Raw genomic sequence first — 17,514 nt, forward strand, 5'->3', positions numbered from 1 at the left:
GTACTATCAGGACTTACGAAAAACCCCCATCTCTTTGTTAAAAACATTTTTTGCCTTGACCTTGAGATTTTTCATAAGCCCTGACTATTTAATTATGGCAAAATCCAGCAGTTGTTCAAGTTTCATACATAAAAAGCCTTGAAACACTGAAAAGCATCCACATCAGCTTACTTCATTTTTTCTATGCCAAATACTGAATAGGATACAAAAAACCAGGGTTGCGATAACAATGCCTAAAGCAATGAAAATCGGTATCTTGAACCAAGGTGCGATAAGCATCTTAAAGCCCACAAATACTAAAATAAAGGCAAGCCCATATTTGAGAAAATAAAAGCGTTTGTGCATATTCACAAGCAGAAAATATAAAGCGCGTAACCCTAAGATTGCAAATATATTAGAAGTAAATACGATAAAAGGATCATTGGTTATGGCAAAGATTGCTGGAATGCTATCCACAGCAAAAATCAGATCACTGACTTCAATAAGAACCAGTACCATAAAAAGAGGGGTTACATAGACAAGTTGATTTTTCTTGAGAAAAAATCGCTCACCATGTAATTCCTCTGTAATTCGCAAATGGTTTCGCATCCATTGCAGTATAGGATTTTTTGCAAGCTCCGGTTTATTATCAGCAAAAATAAACATCTTGATTCCCGTTATCATCAGGAAAAAACCAAAAATATAAAGAATCCAATGAAATTGATTCACTATCCATATTCCTAACAAAATAAGAATCAGGCGCATAACGATAGCACCAATTACACCATAGATTAGAACACGATGTTGATATTTAGCTGGTATTGCAAAATACTCAAAGAGAATAAGAAAAACAAAAATATTATCAAACGATAAAGATTTCTCTATTAGATAACCCGTAAAAAATTCAAGGGCTTTTTCATTGGCTATTGAGAAAGTGAAATTCTCAACAAGATACCACCAGAGAAGAAAGTTAAAAATAATAGCCAGAGTGAACCATAATATGGTCCAGGATAAAGCCTCTTGTGTGGAAACACGATGTGCTTTTCTCCCTCCAAATACAAACAAATCAACAAACAGCATAATGAGCACAAATGCTAAAAAACCTAACCACATCCACCATTCACTGATTGAAGTCATTAATCCCTACCATGTCTTTTCTATGGTTTTATATTACATCAATATGTTTTCATTATAGTCATAGTATTAGAAATTATGTGTTCAAAAAATATTTATATTCATTTGAAACAAACCTAAGGAGGAGAAGAAGCAGGATCCAGAGTAGCGATCAATTGAATAACCCCCAACTCACCATTGATTTTCTTGCCCACAGTTAATTGAATATTCAGCAATTGGGAAACGCGCGTGGTATCGTTTTTATAAGTGACTTTTAAGGGCAATGCTATAATCCATTGGTTCTCTCTGCTTTCAAGGAACTCTGCTACCCCATTGATTTCACTAGTCATAGTGAGTCTTTGCATCTTAATTGCCTCGATATTCCCTGATTTCATCATGGCGGAATTAAACTCAACCCATCCGTTTTCTGTATAACATGATTGCAGTTTGCTCATTTGAGATTCAATGGCAGTAAAATCAAAAGCAAAAGATTGTGTTGCAGCATACTCAGCCCATTGTAAAATAACATTTTTATCCGTTTTTATAGTTTCTTCAGGGATTTTATAGCGACAAGAAACACTTTCTTTTGACTTTGATTGCTCAGGTTGTTTGAGTTGAATGTTTTGAGAATCGAGGAACAATTGAGGCGATAGCTGAAGATAGGAAGAGGCCAGAATCGATTTTAAAGATTGTAACACCCTATTAGAATCAACGCTCCTATTCTTAACCATCAAGTTATTTATCATCTCTTGATCTAAAGCTAAATTCACATCAAGGCGTTGAGCTATTCTCTCATTGTCTTTTTGATAAACAACTTTTATAGGTAATTTAATACCCCATTGATTTTCTTTCACTTCTATAAACTGGGGTTCTCCTTCTATCTGAGCACTTAAAATTGGCTTTTGGTTGTTAATTGCCTCAATATTAAATGATTTATCTCTTATGGATTGCTGATATTGATAAAAAGCACGCCAGAAAGGCAAACGGTTAATTTGAGAAATCAATGAATTCAGTGATAATTTAGAGGAATGCAAACCGATCTGGTTTAACCAGTTTAGATAGGGTTTTCGACTTTTGTCACTAAAATCATTCAGTGTGATTTTGTTAGAGTCAGCATCATTAACAAGTTGTCTCCCTTGAGATAAAGCAAGATATGGAATTTTTGCAGATTCAGGTATATCAAATGATTGCCTTCTCACAAGATTTTGGGCAGGATTTAACAACATCAGGTTTGGCATTGGCTGAATAATAGTCATTCTTTGTGCAGCCCTGTTACTCAAGGTAAGATTTCTTTGAGAACGCTCTCCATAATTTGAAAATAAAGGCACAAAAAAAGAAGCTGTTATTTTTCTTGCAGTATCTAAACTGGCTTTTTTTCTCTCAGCCAAGATTATGCCCATACTTTTAATTACCTCATCCGCTGGCGTCACCTTTTCAGCTAATGGTGCCAGACGTGGGATAGCTATCATTTGCATAATTCCTAAACTATCTTTATTTTTCCAGCCTATGGTCAGATAGACATTAAGAAAATGAGTCACTCTTTTTTTATCATTTTCATAAACAACTTTTAAGGGCAATATAATTTTCCATCGATTATCCAAGGCTTCTATTATTTGAGCATACCCATCTCTATGGCCCATTACTTTTAATTTTTCTGTTTTAATAGTTTCTATGTTATTTGACTTGCGTAAAGCATTTTGCAATTGCATCCATCCCTTTTCAGTATAGCAAGAGTGCAATTGAGTTAATTGGGCTTCAATAGACTCAAAATTCAGATTAAAAGACAGAATAGTCGCATATTCAGCCCAATTTAAAATGATATCTGAATCAATATGAGAAATTTCAGGTGAGATTTTATAATCACAATCAATAACATTGTGGTAGGCAATGCCTTTTTTTTTAATGGTTTCAGTTCGTATTGCAGTATTGCTGCTAACAGCATCCTGAGAATAGGCTTTCATACCCAATAAAATAAGAAATACACCATAGAATAGATGCTTTGACATAAAAAAGATTCCTTATTCTGTATCTACAAATCCCTTGCGAACATGAAAATTTGTCGAATATTTTAATTTATTCTACTGTTTAATAGTTTGGAGGTAACTAGTTAATTTTTCAAATACTTTACTATTCTAATTTCGACCCATGGAAAGAATTGCTATTAGGCACAAGTTTTCTTTTTAGACTATAAAAATCTGTCATTTTTCTACTTGAAATTTTATCAATCGACCCTATTTAAACATACAACTAAACAAGGTTTTACACTTCAATTGTGGGACGTGGAGCAGCCAGTAAGGTGCTCGGTTAATATTAATCTTGGCCTCAAAGTTAAGGAGATATATTATGAACACTACCTCATTATCACTAACCCCATTACTACGGCATTCCGTTGGTTTTGAACGATTCAATGATTTGTTTGAATCGATGCGAAATGCAGATGATTCAACCTATGCCTATCCGGCCTATGACATTGAGAAACATGGAGAAGACAGTTATACAATCACAATGGCTGTTCCAGGATTTCAGGAAAGTGATCTGAACATCATGGTACAAAATGATCAGTTAACGGTTAGTGGCCGCATTCAAGAAAAAGAAACCAAGGAATCTGAATACTTACACCGCGGCATTGTGACGCGTGCCTTTGAACAAACCTTTCGACTTGCAGATCATATGAAAGTAACAGGAGCCGAAATAAAAAATGGACTATTGTCTATTGGTTTGATTCGTGAAATACCTGAGGAAGCAAAACCACGTATCATTCCAATTAAGAGTATTTCTGATCAAGAAAGCAATAAAAAAGGTAAAACCCTCGAATCGGAAAGCAAGAAAAAAATTTCCAATTAAAAAAATGTGCCGGCGTATATGGGAAACCCGGCACAGATTTTAGATATAATGGCAAGATTTCTCCTGTACCTGTTCTATTTAATAACTTTGTTACAATAATAAACTATACTTTCAATTTAGAAAGCACATTAGTATTACAGGAGCTTAAGCAAATAACTGAATATGAGGCCATTATGAAGCACGGTTTATTTGTTCATCTCAAACATGACTTACCAGCATCGATTGTTGTTTTCTTTGTGGCTTTACCTTTATGTCTGGGCATAGCATTAGCTTCACATGTTCCTCTTTTTTCAGGAATTATTGCTGGTGTTATTGGTGGAGTAGTCGTAGGATTTATCAGCGGCTCAGCACTTGGAGTGAGCGGGCCAGCAGCAGGACTTGTAGCAATTGTCATTACTTCTGTAGAAACATTAGGCAGCTGGGAGGCTTTTTTGTTAGCCGGGGTGATTGCTGGAATATTGCAATTAATTGCAGGTTTTCTTCGAGGTGGAATTATTGCTTACTATTTTCCCTCTTCCGTAATCAAAGGCATGCTTACCGGAATCGGTATAATTATCATTTTAAAGCAAATTCCTCATTTATTAGGACACGACGTCACGCCACTCCTAATGAGTATGGAGGATGGTGAGTTGGATATCAATGACATTAAAGATGCTCTGGATGATATTAACCCTGAGGTTGTTCTTATCAGTATTGTTTCTCTTTTAACCCTGATTTTTTGGGATAAGGTGCTGATAAAAAAGCACAAACTATTTGAAATGATACAAGGCCCCCTTGTCGTGGTCATCCTGGGAATTGCTTTGAACTTGTTTTATGAACACCGACTAACAAGTTTTTCCCTTGATCCATCGGAACTGGTTCAACTGCCGAAATTTAACAAAGCATCCGAATTATTTAATTATTTAACACTGCCTGATTTTTCGCTAATTACTCATTTGAAAATATACAAAATAGCAATCCTCATTGCCCTAATCGCCAGTTTGGAAACACTGCTCTGCGTAGAAGCTGTTGATAAACTGGATCCCTACAAGAGAGTAACGTCTACAGACCGTGAATTAAAAGCCCAGGGGGTAGGAAATATACTCTCTTGCTTGATTGGCGGACTACCGATTACACAGGTTATTGTGCGTAGTAGTGCCAATGTCGCTTTTGGAGCAAAATCCAAGCTGTCCGCCATTTTACATGGCTTATTACTTTTTATTTGTGTCATCAGCATACCAGAAATACTCAATGAAATTCCACTTGCATCATTAGCCAGTATTCTGATTATTATAGGCTATAAGTTAGCCAAGCCGGCTTTATTCAAACAAATGTATAAAATGGGATGGGAACAGTTTGTACCATTTCTTATTACAATTATTGGAATTATTTTTAGTGACTTGCTTTTCGGGATTACTTTAGGCTTTTCAGTAGCTATTTTTATTATCTTGCGCCATCACTTTCTTAATTCACATGATATTATTAAAATCCGTGGCAAAAACAAAACTCAATACTGTCTGAAACTGGCGGAAGAGGTAACTTTTTTAAATAAAGGAAGTATAATCAACGAATTAAAGAATATACCAGAAGGTGCAGAGGTAATTATTGATGGGTCTCGATCCAAAATTATTGATCATGATATTAAAGAAGTCTTTCAAAATTTCATTTTGAATTCAAAAACTAAAAATATTCAAGTTAAATTAATAGGAATTTAAATCATGTGGACTTTAACCAAAGAACAACAACAAGCAATTACTCCAGAGAAAGCTATTGAGCTCTTAAAAGAAGGCAATAAGCGTTTCGTTAGTAACCTTAAGTTAAATCGCAACTTGATCCAGCAAGTCAATGAAACATCTCAAGGGCAATTTCCATTTGCTGTTATTTTAAGTTGTATGGATTCACGCACTCCAGCAGAGCTGATTTTTGACCAAGGCCTTGGCGATATTTTCAGTATTCGCGTTGCAGGTAATATTTTAAATGATGATATCTTGGGCAGCATTGAATTTGCATGCCAGGTAGTAGGTGTCAAGCTGATTGCAGTTGTCGGCCATACTCAGTGTGGGGCAATTAAAGGAGCCTGTGATGGTGTAAAATTGGGCAACCTGACGAACTTACTGAATAAAATCAACCCAGTGATTCAGGAAGCCAAAAAGCTGGATGCAAAGCACGATGTTCATAGCCCAGAGTTTTTGAATTGCGTTACCAGCCTGAATGTAAAACATACCATGAATGAAATTACACAACGCAGTAATATCGTACATCAATTGCTTGATGAAAAAAGAATTGCAATTGTTGGTGGTTTATATCAGCTTGAGACAGGAGAAGTTCAATTTTTTGATGAGTGATATCAAGGCATCAATAATTTTCAATGATCAGTTCTTTTTAGCTGTACAACAGTATTGCCGTGGAATGCTTTCATCAAAGAATTGCTGCGGACTTGAGGCTTGGAGTCCGCATCCATGAATCAACGATATTTTTTATTCAGATAATAAAACCAAAATAAAACTCCTAAATAGAGAAAAAATGGCTTGATAATAAAATTAACAACTAATATAAAACGTAAAAAAAAATCATTGGATAACCACAAAACACGGCACAAAGACAAAAGTGGAAGCGTTGAATAATCAGAAGGAAGATACAATATTGCTGTTACTCTCTTAATTAAATAAATACCTACTGACATAACCAGTAGAGCAATCAGATGACGTAAGGAATATAAAATTGAAAAAAATATTTTCTTTTTCAAAGGATGACTCATTTATACCCACTCTCATAAGTGTTGCCCTTACTAACTAATAGAAAAGAGCTCACCAAGATTATTTTTCAATGCATTTTGATAAACTGCTTCAGCAACACTTAAATCCTGTATTGCCAAACCAACGGATTTAAACACCGTAAGCTTATCTTTATAGTTAGTATTCTTTTGTAATAGCCATTTGCCAATTTCAATAATGGATTCCTTTTTTAAATGATTTTGCTCTACAGCGCTAATGATTTCACCTGATTCAGACAAAACAGCGTCTAACTGATCAGCAATTACCACTGCTTGGCTTAAAACATCATGGCTAATTTCCTTCATTGAAGGATGATGAGAACCTATGGCATTAATATGGACATGTGGCGAAATGTCTGGAAAATGAATTAGTGGTTCTGTACTATTGGTTGCTGTACAAATAATATCAGCATCTTTCACTGCCAAGGCGACAGAAGAGCAAATTGTCATATCAAATTGATCTTCAAATTCTCTAGCAAATTTCTCGGCATTTTTAATATTGCGCGACCAAACAAAAACCTGTTGTATATCTCGCACAGCAGCAACCGCCTCAAGTTGTGTTTTCGCTTGAACTCCTGACCCAATGATCGCGACCTGAGTCGCATTATCGCGAGCAAAATATTGTGTTGCCAACCCTGAAACAGCGCCCGTTCTTAAGGAAGTGAGGTAAGCAGCATCCATTAATACTTTCGCTTCACCTGTCGTTACGTCAAGCAGCATAATAAAACCAGTGATAGTAGGTTTATTTTTAGCCAAATTTTCAGGAAAAATGGATACTACTTTTAAGCCTAAGCTTTCCTCCTGGGCAAGATAACCCGGCATAGTCAACATTAATCCGTTTTCTTCTTCAATGGTAACACCCGTTCTCAAGGGCAACTTCACCGTGTTATTTGCCAATTGAATAAATGCGCTTTCCAAAGCACTGATTGCCTGATGCATGGTGATGCTCTGCTTTACATCGCTTAAAGACAATATCCTGAGACTCATATCAATAAACCCTATACTTTAGTTAACTACGTAGTGACTGAATAGAATCACATCTTATGGTTTTAAATCAAATAAGGTATTTCCTGTTTTCATATCAAAGGGAACAGAATAATGCTCATGCATGATTTTCCATTCCCCATTCATTTTGCAGTGTACCATTGTACCTCGCATCCACCCTCCTTGCGTTTCACCTTTTTCGTTCGTTCCACCACAATAAGTCAAATAATAGGAAACCGCCAGATTATTATCAACCAAAGTTTCCAACTCATGTACTTCAAATACTGAAGGTCCCGGACAGAATGAAAGACAGGTTTGCCAATGTTTTCTATAATCATCAGCTCCTTTAAACTGAAGCTGTGAAACTGCATCAAAAGAACGAATATCTGGTGCATAGTAGGACATGATTTTATCAATGTCTTTATCACGTGCTGCATTGGCATACTCTTCGATAAGCTTACGAATTTTTGCCACCTCATTTTCCTTATAAGCATTAGAGTTCATGGGTATCTCCTGTAATATTGGCTTCTTCCTGAATCTTAATTGTAGCAAATTCTGCAAAAAACCAGTGAATTGTTGACCTATAACAAAATCTGTTGATTTTTCAAGTCAAGCCAGTAAAAAGATCAAAAGATCCTGGCACAGCCTAAATTCTCTACTGTGGTTAATTATAATAACAGCAGGTTACATTCTTGAAGACAAATGATTAATGATGGTAAAGTCAATTCTTATAAAATCAGCCTAAAAGTTTCATGATTAAAATAATTCGGGAAATGCCAGGCGGAGTTGCTGCACTTTGCTTAATCCAGGCATTTTCGACTTTTTCATACGCTGTTCAATATTCTTCGCTCGCACTTTTTATTACCAAACAACTTGGAATTGCCAATTCATCAGCCAATAGCATAGTGGGCCTGTTTTTAAGTTTTAGTTATATTTTTCAACTAATCGGCGGTGTCATCGGGAGTCGTTTTATAAGTAACAGACTGCTATTTATTACAACTATTCTTATTCAAAACATGGGGTTATTCTTTTTAGCCCAAGCACACCCCTCCACGCTTAATATAGGCTTAAGTTTGTTTATGGTAGGTTCAGGTTTGAATGTTACTTCCAGCAACAGCATGCTTACTCAATGTTTTTTACCGCAGGATGATCGCAGAGAAAGCGCATTTTTTCTCAGTTATGCTGGAATGAATATCGGTTATTGCGTAGGCTATATAGCCTGCGGTTTTTTTGATTACTCCAACCAGTATCAATATTTGTTCTATGCAAGCATCCTGACCAATTCCATTGCTTTATTGATTATTATAAAAAATTGGGCTTGCCTTGACGATAAACACCCACCAACATCCAATCTCAATCAACAAAACCGGTTTTTCATAAAAAATATTCTGACAATGGCATTCATTACGCTTCTTATTCCCTTTATGTCGGTATGTTTTGAATTTGCAAACTTTAGTAATGGATTGGTAATAATTACCTGTTTATTCATGTTTTTTATCATCTTTATCCTGGGACTAAAACAAAAATCCTCCTCCGACAGGAAAAAAATGATGGCTTATTTGATTTTGGCAATCAGTTCGGTTTTATTTTGGATGATTTATCTAACTGGCCCAATGGGCGTGACTCTTTTTGTCAAAAATAATGTGGATAAACATCTTTTTACATTTGAATTGGCTACTCAATGGATAAAAAACATCAATCCCGTGGTCATTATTTTAGGAGCGCCAATGATAGCCATGCTTATTAATAAATTAAAAGCAAAAGGTTTTCACGTTTCTGTCCCTGTGCAATTTTCTTGTTCCTTCGTGTTTTTAGCCTTGTCCTTTTTATGTCTTATCTTTGGAATTATTTTTTCAAATTCTCAGGGGTACATCAGCGTATACTGGATCATAGGCCATCATATCCTGCAAGGAATGTCTGAGCTGCTTCTTGGCCCTGTTGGCTATGCATTAATTGGAAGAATAGCCCCTCCGAAACTGCAAGGGATTTTAATGGGTACCTGGATGTTGGTTACAGGGGTCGCAGCCTCTTTTTCCCAGTATTTCTCCAATGCCATGGTGCAATCAGAATCTGTAGACCCCCTAATTACAAATCAGGATTTTCTAACTGTATTTAAGCAATTGGGACTTTGGTCTTTACTCTGTGCTATCTTGTTATATTTTATTTCAGGCAAATTAACCCGGATAATAAATGGTACACAAGACAATAAGCTTGTTAATGAGAGCAAGGTTCTTCCAATACCTCACTCCAACTAATCATTTAATAATCCAAAGTATGGCTTTGCTCATCAGTTTCTTCCAAACGAGCAGAAACATCCATGTAAATTTTTGGATTGTACTGATACAAACGTAAGAATATACTTTGGGAAAATTTTTCCTTTGCCTGTTTCCGCCTGCCATCCTCTTGAATAGAACATACTTCATCAAGCAGCGACCAAAACTCGGCGTAATCCAAATGCTTTACTTCACTTGCTGACAAACTTTTTATATGCTCGTCTACCTTACTCGCATAGTCGCTAATTCGCTTGAGCAAAAGCACATGGCTATTCATAAGCTGCGTATCAAGTGGCGTTAATACATTGTACGATGGGGCTAAAAGCTTATAAAGTTCATTATAAAAAACAGCCAAACCCAGGGTATTCTTATCAATCTCAAAGGATAAAATAGTATCTCGAATCTCACATAATCCATTTAAAAAATCGGGAGGAATCTCTGGCTGATGCGTAATTTCTTTTAACCAGAGTGGAGTTTTTTTCCATTGTGCAATTCGATTGCAAACTAATTGCTTCTCTTTTAACTGGTTTTTAATTTCCTCAAATTTTTCTCTATTAATAGTAATAGTTAGCATGTTTTTTCTCTTATGAACAATGCAAGCCATACCCAAGAAATTTGGGTATGGCTTCCAGAATTGGGAATATTTGATAAAACTTAAGTTTTTTTCAGGCCAAATGATATATTATTTAACAACTAACATCAAAAAAAGATATCATGATTTTTATTTGACATAAGAGAATAAACAATCATAAAAAGATTATCGGCACTAAATCCGATTTAAATCAAAGCAGATTAATGTTGCATACCCATTTTAGGCTCTTCTCTTTCAGGCATTTTAAAGCTGGTGAAATCCTCTTTTGACGCCTTGAAGTCACCGCCTTGATAAACACTACCATTCCCATTGTATAGTTTTCCATCGCCATTAGAGTAAGCGAGCACTTTATTGGTTGCCCCATCAATAACAATAAAAGATCTGTTTTTTCCAGCCTGATCTTTAAAGAAGTTACCTGCTGCTTCCTGAGAGGGGAAAGTTAAATGAGTTTTTCCGTCTTTCGTTTCGGGTTCTTTATACCAACTTTCCTTACTATAAAGTTTTTTATAGTCGTCAATAATAGGATCAATATCCTTACCCTTTACATCAACTTCTTTTACAGGACCTCTTTTCTTTAATTCTTCTTCCATTTGCTGGCTGGTCATCTGCAAAAATTCCATATATTTTCTCTCAAGTTTTATTCTTTCTTGCATATCTTTCTCATTTAAAACTTGCAAGTCTTCCTGCTTTTTCTTTAATTCAAGTAATCTCTCAAGATCTTTTTGTTTTGCACTCATTCTGGATATCTCCTCGTACTTATTGGGCTAATTTTAGTCTAAAAATTTATCAAAAATAGTTTTGAGTTCATTTTTTTTACGAATTCCTTACAATTACACGCTGTTCCATTCACCTCAATGGAAATGGATTTTTAACCTTTAACACAAATGATGGGAATTAATTTAGCAACTTTTTTTGCCAAACCCGACCTTTCAGCGGCATCAACAATAGAATGAACATCTTTATAAGCTCCGGGAGCTTCCTCAGCAACCCCACGGTATGACCCACTACGAATTAAAATCCCTTGTTGAGCCAATTGATCTACTATATCCTTCCCATTCCATTTCTTCATAGCCTGATGACGACTCATAGCGCGACCTGCTCCATGACATGCCGAGCTAAAAGATTTTTGCTCAGAACCTTTGACGCCTGCTAATACATAGGAACTTGTTCCCATACTCCCCCCAATAATCACAGGTTGGCCTATATGAGAGACGGATTTAGGTAAGTGTGGATGACCTGGTCCCAAGGCACGAGTTGCACCTTTTCGATGAACAAACAAGCGCTTTTTCTTACCATCTACCTCATGAAATTCTTCTTTACAAGTATTGTGAGAAACATCATAGATAAGATCAATCTGAGTTCCAGGTAAAATATCCTGAAACACATTGCGCATAAAATGAGTGATGATTTCTCTGTTGGCCAAAGCACAATTAATTCCAGCTTTCATCGCGCCTAAATAATTTTCCCCTAGTTTTGAATGAATAGGAGCACAAGCCAACTCTCTATCTACCAGCTTGATACCATAATGTTGTGACTCAATAACCATGGAACGGAGGTAATCTGTACCAATTTGATGACCTAATCCTCTGGAACCACAATGGATACTCACTACAATATCCCCTTCATTCAAATTTAAAGCAGTCGCTGTATCGGAACAGTAGATTTGTTTAACTTCCTGCACCTCCAGATAATGATTACCTGAACCCAAGGTGCCCATTTCATTTTTCTGGCGCTTTTTAGCTTGCTCAGAAACAAAATCAGGGATAGCTCCTTCTACACAACCACGATCCTCGATACGCTCTAAATCAGCAGCTTCACCATATCCTTGTTTTACTGCCCATTGCGCGCCCCCTCGCATCATATCATCGAGCTGTTTTATCGTTAAATGAATGCCGCTTCTACTGCCTACTCCCGCTGGAATATGTGCAAATAAAGCATCTGCAAGGCTGGCTTTGACGGACTCCAATTCATCTCGCTTCAATCCGGTCGATAAGAGCCTTACCCCGCATGAAATGTCAAAACCCACACCTCCTGCTGAAATGACACCCCCTTCATCCGGATCAAAAGCAGCGACACCGCCAATCGGAAAACCATAACCCCAATGAGCATCGGGCATCGCATAAGCAGCAGAAACAATTCCTGGCAAGGTAGCAACATTAGATAACTGTTCGTAAACCTTCATATCCATATCAAGGATCAGTTGTTCTGAAGCAAAAATAACTCCTGGAACGCACATCGTTCCATGTTGAGGTATTTGCCATTCAAAATCGTTTATTTTTTTCAAGAGGCTTAAATCCATCACTGTACACCACATCAATTCCTGTTAAGGAGTTTATACATCAACAACACACTGAGCTATCCAAATATCATTATTTTGGTATACTTTTAATTCAGTATAGGTGGCACCTTTGACCTCGACAACTGGTTGATGTTTTTTTTGATCAACCTTTTCACCCTTAATGACAGCATCCAAAGCGAATCGATTGAGTTTTACATGAAACTCACGAAACAGCATATTATGAATTTGCATATTATAGACCACGGCATTTAGCCAATCGGTAAATAAAATTTCTTCATTGGGTGCTTCACAATGAATTTTTATTGATAGAGAAGGTTTGATTAGGGTTGCATCAGCAACTACATTCGTTAATGCCAAAGCCGCCATTTCAAAGGCATCTGGGAGAGTAGGTCCGATGCCACGAACTCCAATATCTGCCTCGTGAATGAAATGTTCCCAATATTTATTTAATGGTAACGGGTTTTGTCTTTTGCTAATAATCGCAACTCCTTTTTAGCTTCCATTAAAATTTCTTTTTGCCCGGCAGCTAATTTGCTTCCAGCTCGATTAATGTAAAAATTCAACATAGACATCGCTGATTGGTAAGGTGTACCTTTCCGTCTATTGCTGTTTAATGCTGAGTTAAGCAAAGAAGCAGCTATTTTTTGGGGATCACTCCAGGTAAATACCCCTTTTTCGAGATCAAGTGCATTGCTTGTATTCGTCACTCTTTGTGACCAAAATTTTCCCATTGATTCTACCAACTGACTCTCATACATTAATATTATAGCGATTTAATATAAACTCTGTTGTTTTGAATCAGAACCAGTACAAATGCCATCTAACTTAAAGTATAAGTGCCTGGAAGCTCAGTTTCGCCCATCACCTCGCCGTTTACGACAATGAGTGATACTTTATATAGGCCAGAAGGCAAACCCTTACGCGAGATAGTTCCATTAAATCCTGACAAATCAAGGTGCTTACCATCCTGTTTAAAAGCAAGATTAACACTTTGTTTTTGCATTTTATTCATACTGTATAAATAAGTTTGAGTTCCCATCGACAACTTTAAAAACACTTCCCCATTTCCAGCATCCAAATCGGGAATATAAGCCCAGCCATTGACTGAGATTGTATCTGGGCCAATCTTGAATTTATCGAGTTCTCCCCTGACAGCTAAAACCTGTTTAGGAAGCTCAAGACTCACTTGATTTGCTGTCGTTTGAAAATTAACGAGAGGATAGAGCAAATCACGCTCGACTTTTTCATACACAATCAAATCAGGATGATATTTGTGAATTAAATCAGACAAATTCCAGGCAGTATTCCCGGAGTGAATACGCACTGTATTATAAAAATCATTATGAAAATAAAAGCTTAGAGACTCCGAGAAGCTGTCCCCTATTAACAAACAGGTTTGTTTGTTTTGTAAGGCTTTATTAATATTCTCGTAAGGCGCAACAAGGATTACACCATTTGGGTTGCCTTGGAAAGCATCCAATTTAATCTCTTTTCCATAAATGTCTCTGCCAAACAAATCAATTTTTAAATGCGAAACATCGGGAAGAGGATTATTGGATTTGATATGCGTCAACTGAAGAAAATTGGTAAGATCAGAATAGGTGGTTTCTCGAGGTATGAAATGAAATTGTAATTCTCTGCTCTGTAATCCTTTTTGCCGCATGTAATCTGATATCGCCTGGTAAGCAACATAAGCGCCAACATAATTCCAGTGACTATCTCCCTTTAAATAAAGATCGCCATGCTGTTTGCCAAGAGTATTTTTGGCTTCTATTTCCTTTTGTCTCAAATCGATAAAATCAATACCTCGAGCGAGCATGCCCTCTTGTAAAAGCTCAAGCCTGTTCTTGTTGGAACTTTTATGAATATTAGCCGGCAAATATTCCGGATAAATCTCATGTTTATCTGGAGCAATGACCACCAGAAAAGGAATGTTATTTTGGTTAGCCAGGTGATTCATCTGTTTTAAAACAGATAATTTCAAAAGAATTTCTTCCTCGGCAGGTTTATTTCTCCCTGTGTATTGATCGATAGAAGCCGCATAATCATTGCCCAAAAACAGCCAATCCTCTTTCCCTAAAATGGCTTGCCCTGGTTTGATGCTAGCTCCCAACTGATATACGACATGACTCCAGAATTTACTCAACGAAGTCATGAACAAAGTATGATCAACGAACCAATTCTCAATACCCTTAAAATCAGTACGACCTATTTTTTTTATATTAATGGGTGGGAGTTGATGAGGCTCTCTATTTAACAGGGCTCTTACTTCATCCGCTTGTTTTTCAAAAAACATACCAATCCCTGGTACAAAAATGATTACCAAAAAAGCAAAGATGACCAGTCTGTCAGAAAACTTGGAAAAAATACGCATCATCAAAACCTAAAATAAAGGAAAGGGTTATAGGAATTAGTGCTTAATAACAATATTGAAACAAGTAAAAGCAGTATTCCCAAGACCTTACTCGATTGTTTGTATGCCACAATCCAGTTTTTATTTCTGCTTAAGATGAGACTATCCCTTATTCTGCTGTTAAATCCTAACGCAAGCACAATACCCACAATATAAGCAAAAATAAGAATAATATTAATACATGTTGCTATGGAATCGATATTGAACTCAGCAGGAACACACATCGTTTTAAGGAATGCCAGCGCCGACTGAATATTATCTTCCCTGAAAAATACCCATCCGATTGTCACAACAGATAGTACATAACCATGGCGAATGACTGTAGGTAATTTTTTCATCAAATAGCCAAAATGGGTTCTTTCCAGAATAAGGAAAAACCCATGAAATAAACCCCAAACAATAAAGGTATAATTAGCGCCATGCCATAAGCCACACAAGCCAAATACAATGATCAAGTTCATCTGCGTTCGAAATCTGGACTTGTAGCTCCCTCCGAGTGGTATATATAAATAATCTCGGAACCAGCTTGATAATGAGATATGCCATTTCCGCCAAAATTCCTGTATCGATAAGGCATTATAGGGAAAATTAAAATTTTCCTTGTATTTAAACCCAAACATCAAGCCAAGACCTATGGCCATATCTGAATAGCCGGAAAAATCAAAGTAAATTTGCAAAGCATAGGCTATAGCTCCGAGCCAGGCTACCCAAAAAGTCAACTCATTGGCAGGTAAGTAAAATACATAATCAGCAAGCTTTGCCACTTCATTAGCGATAAGCACCTTTTTTGCCAAGCCAAAACAAAAACGCAGAATTCCATTACGTACCCCTGCACGAGTGATATATCTCTGATAAAAAGAATGTCTTATATCGGCATAGCGAACGATTGGTCCTGCCACCAATTGCGGGAAAAAGGATACGTAACATACGAAAGTAACAAAATTACGCTCTGCTGGTACTTTTTTCCAATACACATCAACCACATAACTTAAGGCATGAAAAGTATAAAAACTTATTCCAAGAGGCAACACAATTTTACTGATTCCCATGACATTTAAGTCAAAGACACTGTTCAGTGAATCAAGAAAAAAATTAAAGTACTTAAAATACATGAGCATGGCCAGTGATGCGCTCACTGAGGTGATCAAATAGATTTTTCGTTGTCCAGGTTTTTTGCTGTCCTCAATAAATAGGCCACATAGGTAATTTATCAAAATACACGCCAGCATAATAAAGATATGATCTTTCTCACCCCAATAATAAAAGGACAGGCTAAAGAGCATTAAAACAAAATTTTGCCACTTGATACTTTTAAAACAGACTAGATAAGTCAGGTTGAGGCACGGAAGAAATAAAAAAAGAAATATTAAAGATGAAAAAACCATTCTATCTCCGTGAAGGCATTTGCGGAATTAATTAAATTTGCATTAACTGCACAAGACGTTAGATTCATCGCGTGAAGCGCATTATAGGGAAGTGTTATCCGTTGTGCAAATAGAATACGATAAAAAGAACCATCTGCAAAATCTGAATTAAAGCTACCATTATGACATGCATTAGCTATACTTAACCTAAGCCAGCATTCAATGATGAATTAATAATGCAAGAGTCCTTTTTCTCATTTTTAGCAAGCCCCATCAATTTACTGTTTCTTTTTGTTGCATTTTTTTTACTTTTCGTAACACCATGGCTCTGGAACATGGTGAACTCGACTCATAACATTCACAAGCTCTTTGACCTTATTGGGATTAAGAAAAAAGAAAATTCACTGTTAGTAACAGGGCTGTTATTTCTCCCGCTGTTCCTGATAACAATTTTCATTGAATGGTTTTGGCCTTTGGAAAATATCACTTTGTTTCCCATACTGGCCTCGCCCTATATTAAATTCAATATCATTGCGGTCATTTCAGTAGTCATTCTTTTGATTTTAATACAATTTGATAAAAAAAAGTCAATAGAACTTTGCTTGCTTGCCTATGCAGCTGTACTTTATTTATTGTATCTGATTATCATTATGGCGACTGTAGTAGTAGGGATGAATGCTTTTCCTGCAAGCCATTATATTTTTGCCTCTGAAAGTAATATGACAATCAATAAGACAATCATTTATGGTTTATTAATAACCCATTTAATTTTTGTCTGGTTAACCGTGTCGCTTAAATTCACATGGCGTTTTTTGTTGATGATACTCTATACTCTGGCCCTGTCTTTTGCTTATTTCACTTTTATAGTCTCCTGAATAACCTGTTTCTTTCATTGTATTGC

The 17,514-nt window shown here is 36.4% G+C and carries 17 protein-coding genes; 5 read left to right on the forward strand and 12 right to left on the reverse strand.

The features are described from left to right. Positions 1–162: 162 nt before the first annotated feature. Positions 163–1,116 (reverse strand): TerC family protein, encoded by a 954-nt coding sequence (locus tag OQJ02_RS10900; protein WP_265719063.1) that lies wholly within the window; start codon positions 1,114–1,116, stop codon positions 163–165. A 113-nt stretch (positions 1,117–1,229) separates the two neighbouring features. Continuing rightward, positions 1,230–3,098 carry a DotI/IcmL family type IV secretion protein gene (locus OQJ02_RS10905; protein WP_265719064.1) on the reverse strand — a complete coding sequence of 623 codons (1,869 nt, stop codon included), beginning with the start codon at positions 3,096–3,098 and terminating at the stop codon, positions 1,230–1,232. A 337-nt stretch (positions 3,099–3,435) separates the two neighbouring features. Here OQJ02_RS10905 and OQJ02_RS10910 point away from each other — a divergent pair, with 337 nt between their 5' ends. The 3 genes from OQJ02_RS10910 (at position 3,436) to OQJ02_RS10920 (ending at position 6,260) form a co-directional block, all read left to right on the forward strand. Further along, a complete protein-coding gene (locus OQJ02_RS10910) occupies positions 3,436–3,936 on the forward strand; it encodes an Hsp20 family protein (protein ID WP_265719065.1) in 501 nt (166 codons plus the stop codon). 173 nt (positions 3,937–4,109) lie between these two features. Next, a complete protein-coding gene (locus OQJ02_RS10915) occupies positions 4,110–5,630 on the forward strand; it encodes a SulP family inorganic anion transporter (protein ID WP_265719066.1) in 1,521 nt (506 codons plus the stop codon). Positions 5,631–5,633: 3 nt separating this feature from the next. Further along, positions 5,634–6,260, forward strand: a complete 627-nt coding sequence (locus OQJ02_RS10920; protein WP_265719067.1) for a carbonic anhydrase family protein — start codon at positions 5,634–5,636, stop codon at positions 6,258–6,260. A gap of 119 nt (positions 6,261–6,379) precedes the next feature. On the opposite strand, the gene OQJ02_RS10925 is transcribed toward OQJ02_RS10920, so the two are convergent. From OQJ02_RS10925 to OQJ02_RS10935, 3 genes are read right to left on the reverse strand one after another with little or no spacing between them, the layout of a single operon-like run. Continuing rightward, the gene (locus OQJ02_RS10925; RefSeq protein WP_265719068.1) at positions 6,380–6,673 is read right to left on the reverse strand and encodes a hypothetical protein; all 294 of its coding nucleotides are present in this window, start codon (positions 6,671–6,673) and stop codon (positions 6,380–6,382) included. 30 nt (positions 6,674–6,703) lie between these two features. Continuing rightward, positions 6,704–7,675, reverse strand: a complete 972-nt coding sequence (locus OQJ02_RS10930; RefSeq protein WP_265719069.1) for an ornithine cyclodeaminase family protein — start codon at positions 7,673–7,675, stop codon at positions 6,704–6,706. 54 nt (positions 7,676–7,729) lie between these two features. Continuing rightward, the gene (locus tag OQJ02_RS10935; RefSeq protein ID WP_265719070.1) at positions 7,730–8,176 is read right to left on the reverse strand and encodes a YybH family protein; all 447 of its coding nucleotides are present in this window, start codon (positions 8,174–8,176) and stop codon (positions 7,730–7,732) included. Positions 8,177–8,424: 248 nt separating this feature from the next. Between OQJ02_RS10935 and OQJ02_RS10940 the strand changes: the two genes are divergently transcribed. Beyond that, positions 8,425–9,927, forward strand: a complete 1,503-nt coding sequence (locus OQJ02_RS10940) for a peptide MFS transporter (protein ID WP_265719071.1) — start codon at positions 8,425–8,427, stop codon at positions 9,925–9,927. 4 nt (positions 9,928–9,931) lie between these two features. Here OQJ02_RS10940 and OQJ02_RS10945 read toward each other — a convergent pair whose 3' ends face one another. The 7 genes from OQJ02_RS10945 to OQJ02_RS10975 form a co-directional block, all read right to left on the reverse strand. Next, positions 9,932–10,549, reverse strand: coding sequence for a hypothetical protein (locus OQJ02_RS10945; protein ID WP_265719072.1), 618 nt, complete (start codon positions 10,547–10,549; stop codon positions 9,932–9,934). A 188-nt stretch (positions 10,550–10,737) separates the two neighbouring features. Further along, on the reverse strand, positions 10,738–11,274 hold the full coding sequence (locus OQJ02_RS10950; protein ID WP_265719073.1) for a type IV secretion protein Dot: 537 nt from the start codon (positions 11,272–11,274) through the stop codon (positions 10,738–10,740). 131 nt (positions 11,275–11,405) lie between these two features. Then, a complete protein-coding gene (locus OQJ02_RS10955; protein WP_265719074.1) occupies positions 11,406–12,836 on the reverse strand; it encodes an RtcB family protein in 1,431 nt (476 codons plus the stop codon). A gap of 33 nt (positions 12,837–12,869) precedes the next feature. Beyond that, positions 12,870–13,316, reverse strand: coding sequence for an archease (locus OQJ02_RS10960; protein WP_322783410.1), 447 nt, complete (start codon positions 13,314–13,316; stop codon positions 12,870–12,872). Further along, positions 13,283–13,567 (reverse strand): DUF3175 domain-containing protein, encoded by a 285-nt coding sequence (locus tag OQJ02_RS10965; RefSeq protein WP_265719075.1) that lies wholly within the window; start codon positions 13,565–13,567, stop codon positions 13,283–13,285. The genes OQJ02_RS10960 and OQJ02_RS10965 overlap by 34 nt, the downstream gene beginning before the upstream one ends. 89 nt (positions 13,568–13,656) lie before the next feature. Then, positions 13,657–15,210, reverse strand: a complete 1,554-nt coding sequence (locus tag OQJ02_RS10970; RefSeq protein WP_265719076.1) for an alginate O-acetyltransferase AlgX-related protein — start codon at positions 15,208–15,210, stop codon at positions 13,657–13,659. Between the two features lie 2 nt (positions 15,211–15,212). Continuing rightward, on the reverse strand, positions 15,213–16,463 hold the full coding sequence (locus tag OQJ02_RS10975; RefSeq protein WP_265719077.1) for an MBOAT family O-acyltransferase: 1,251 nt from the start codon (positions 16,461–16,463) through the stop codon (positions 15,213–15,215). A gap of 485 nt (positions 16,464–16,948) precedes the next feature. Between OQJ02_RS10975 and OQJ02_RS10980 the strand changes: the two genes are divergently transcribed. Continuing rightward, a complete protein-coding gene (locus tag OQJ02_RS10980) occupies positions 16,949–17,488 on the forward strand; it encodes a hypothetical protein (protein WP_265719078.1) in 540 nt (179 codons plus the stop codon). Positions 17,489–17,514: the final 26 nt, after the last annotated feature.

The sequence above is a fragment of the Legionella sp. PATHC032 genome, from assembly GCF_026191185.1.
Lineage (GTDB): Bacteria > Pseudomonadota > Gammaproteobacteria > Legionellales > Legionellaceae > Legionella.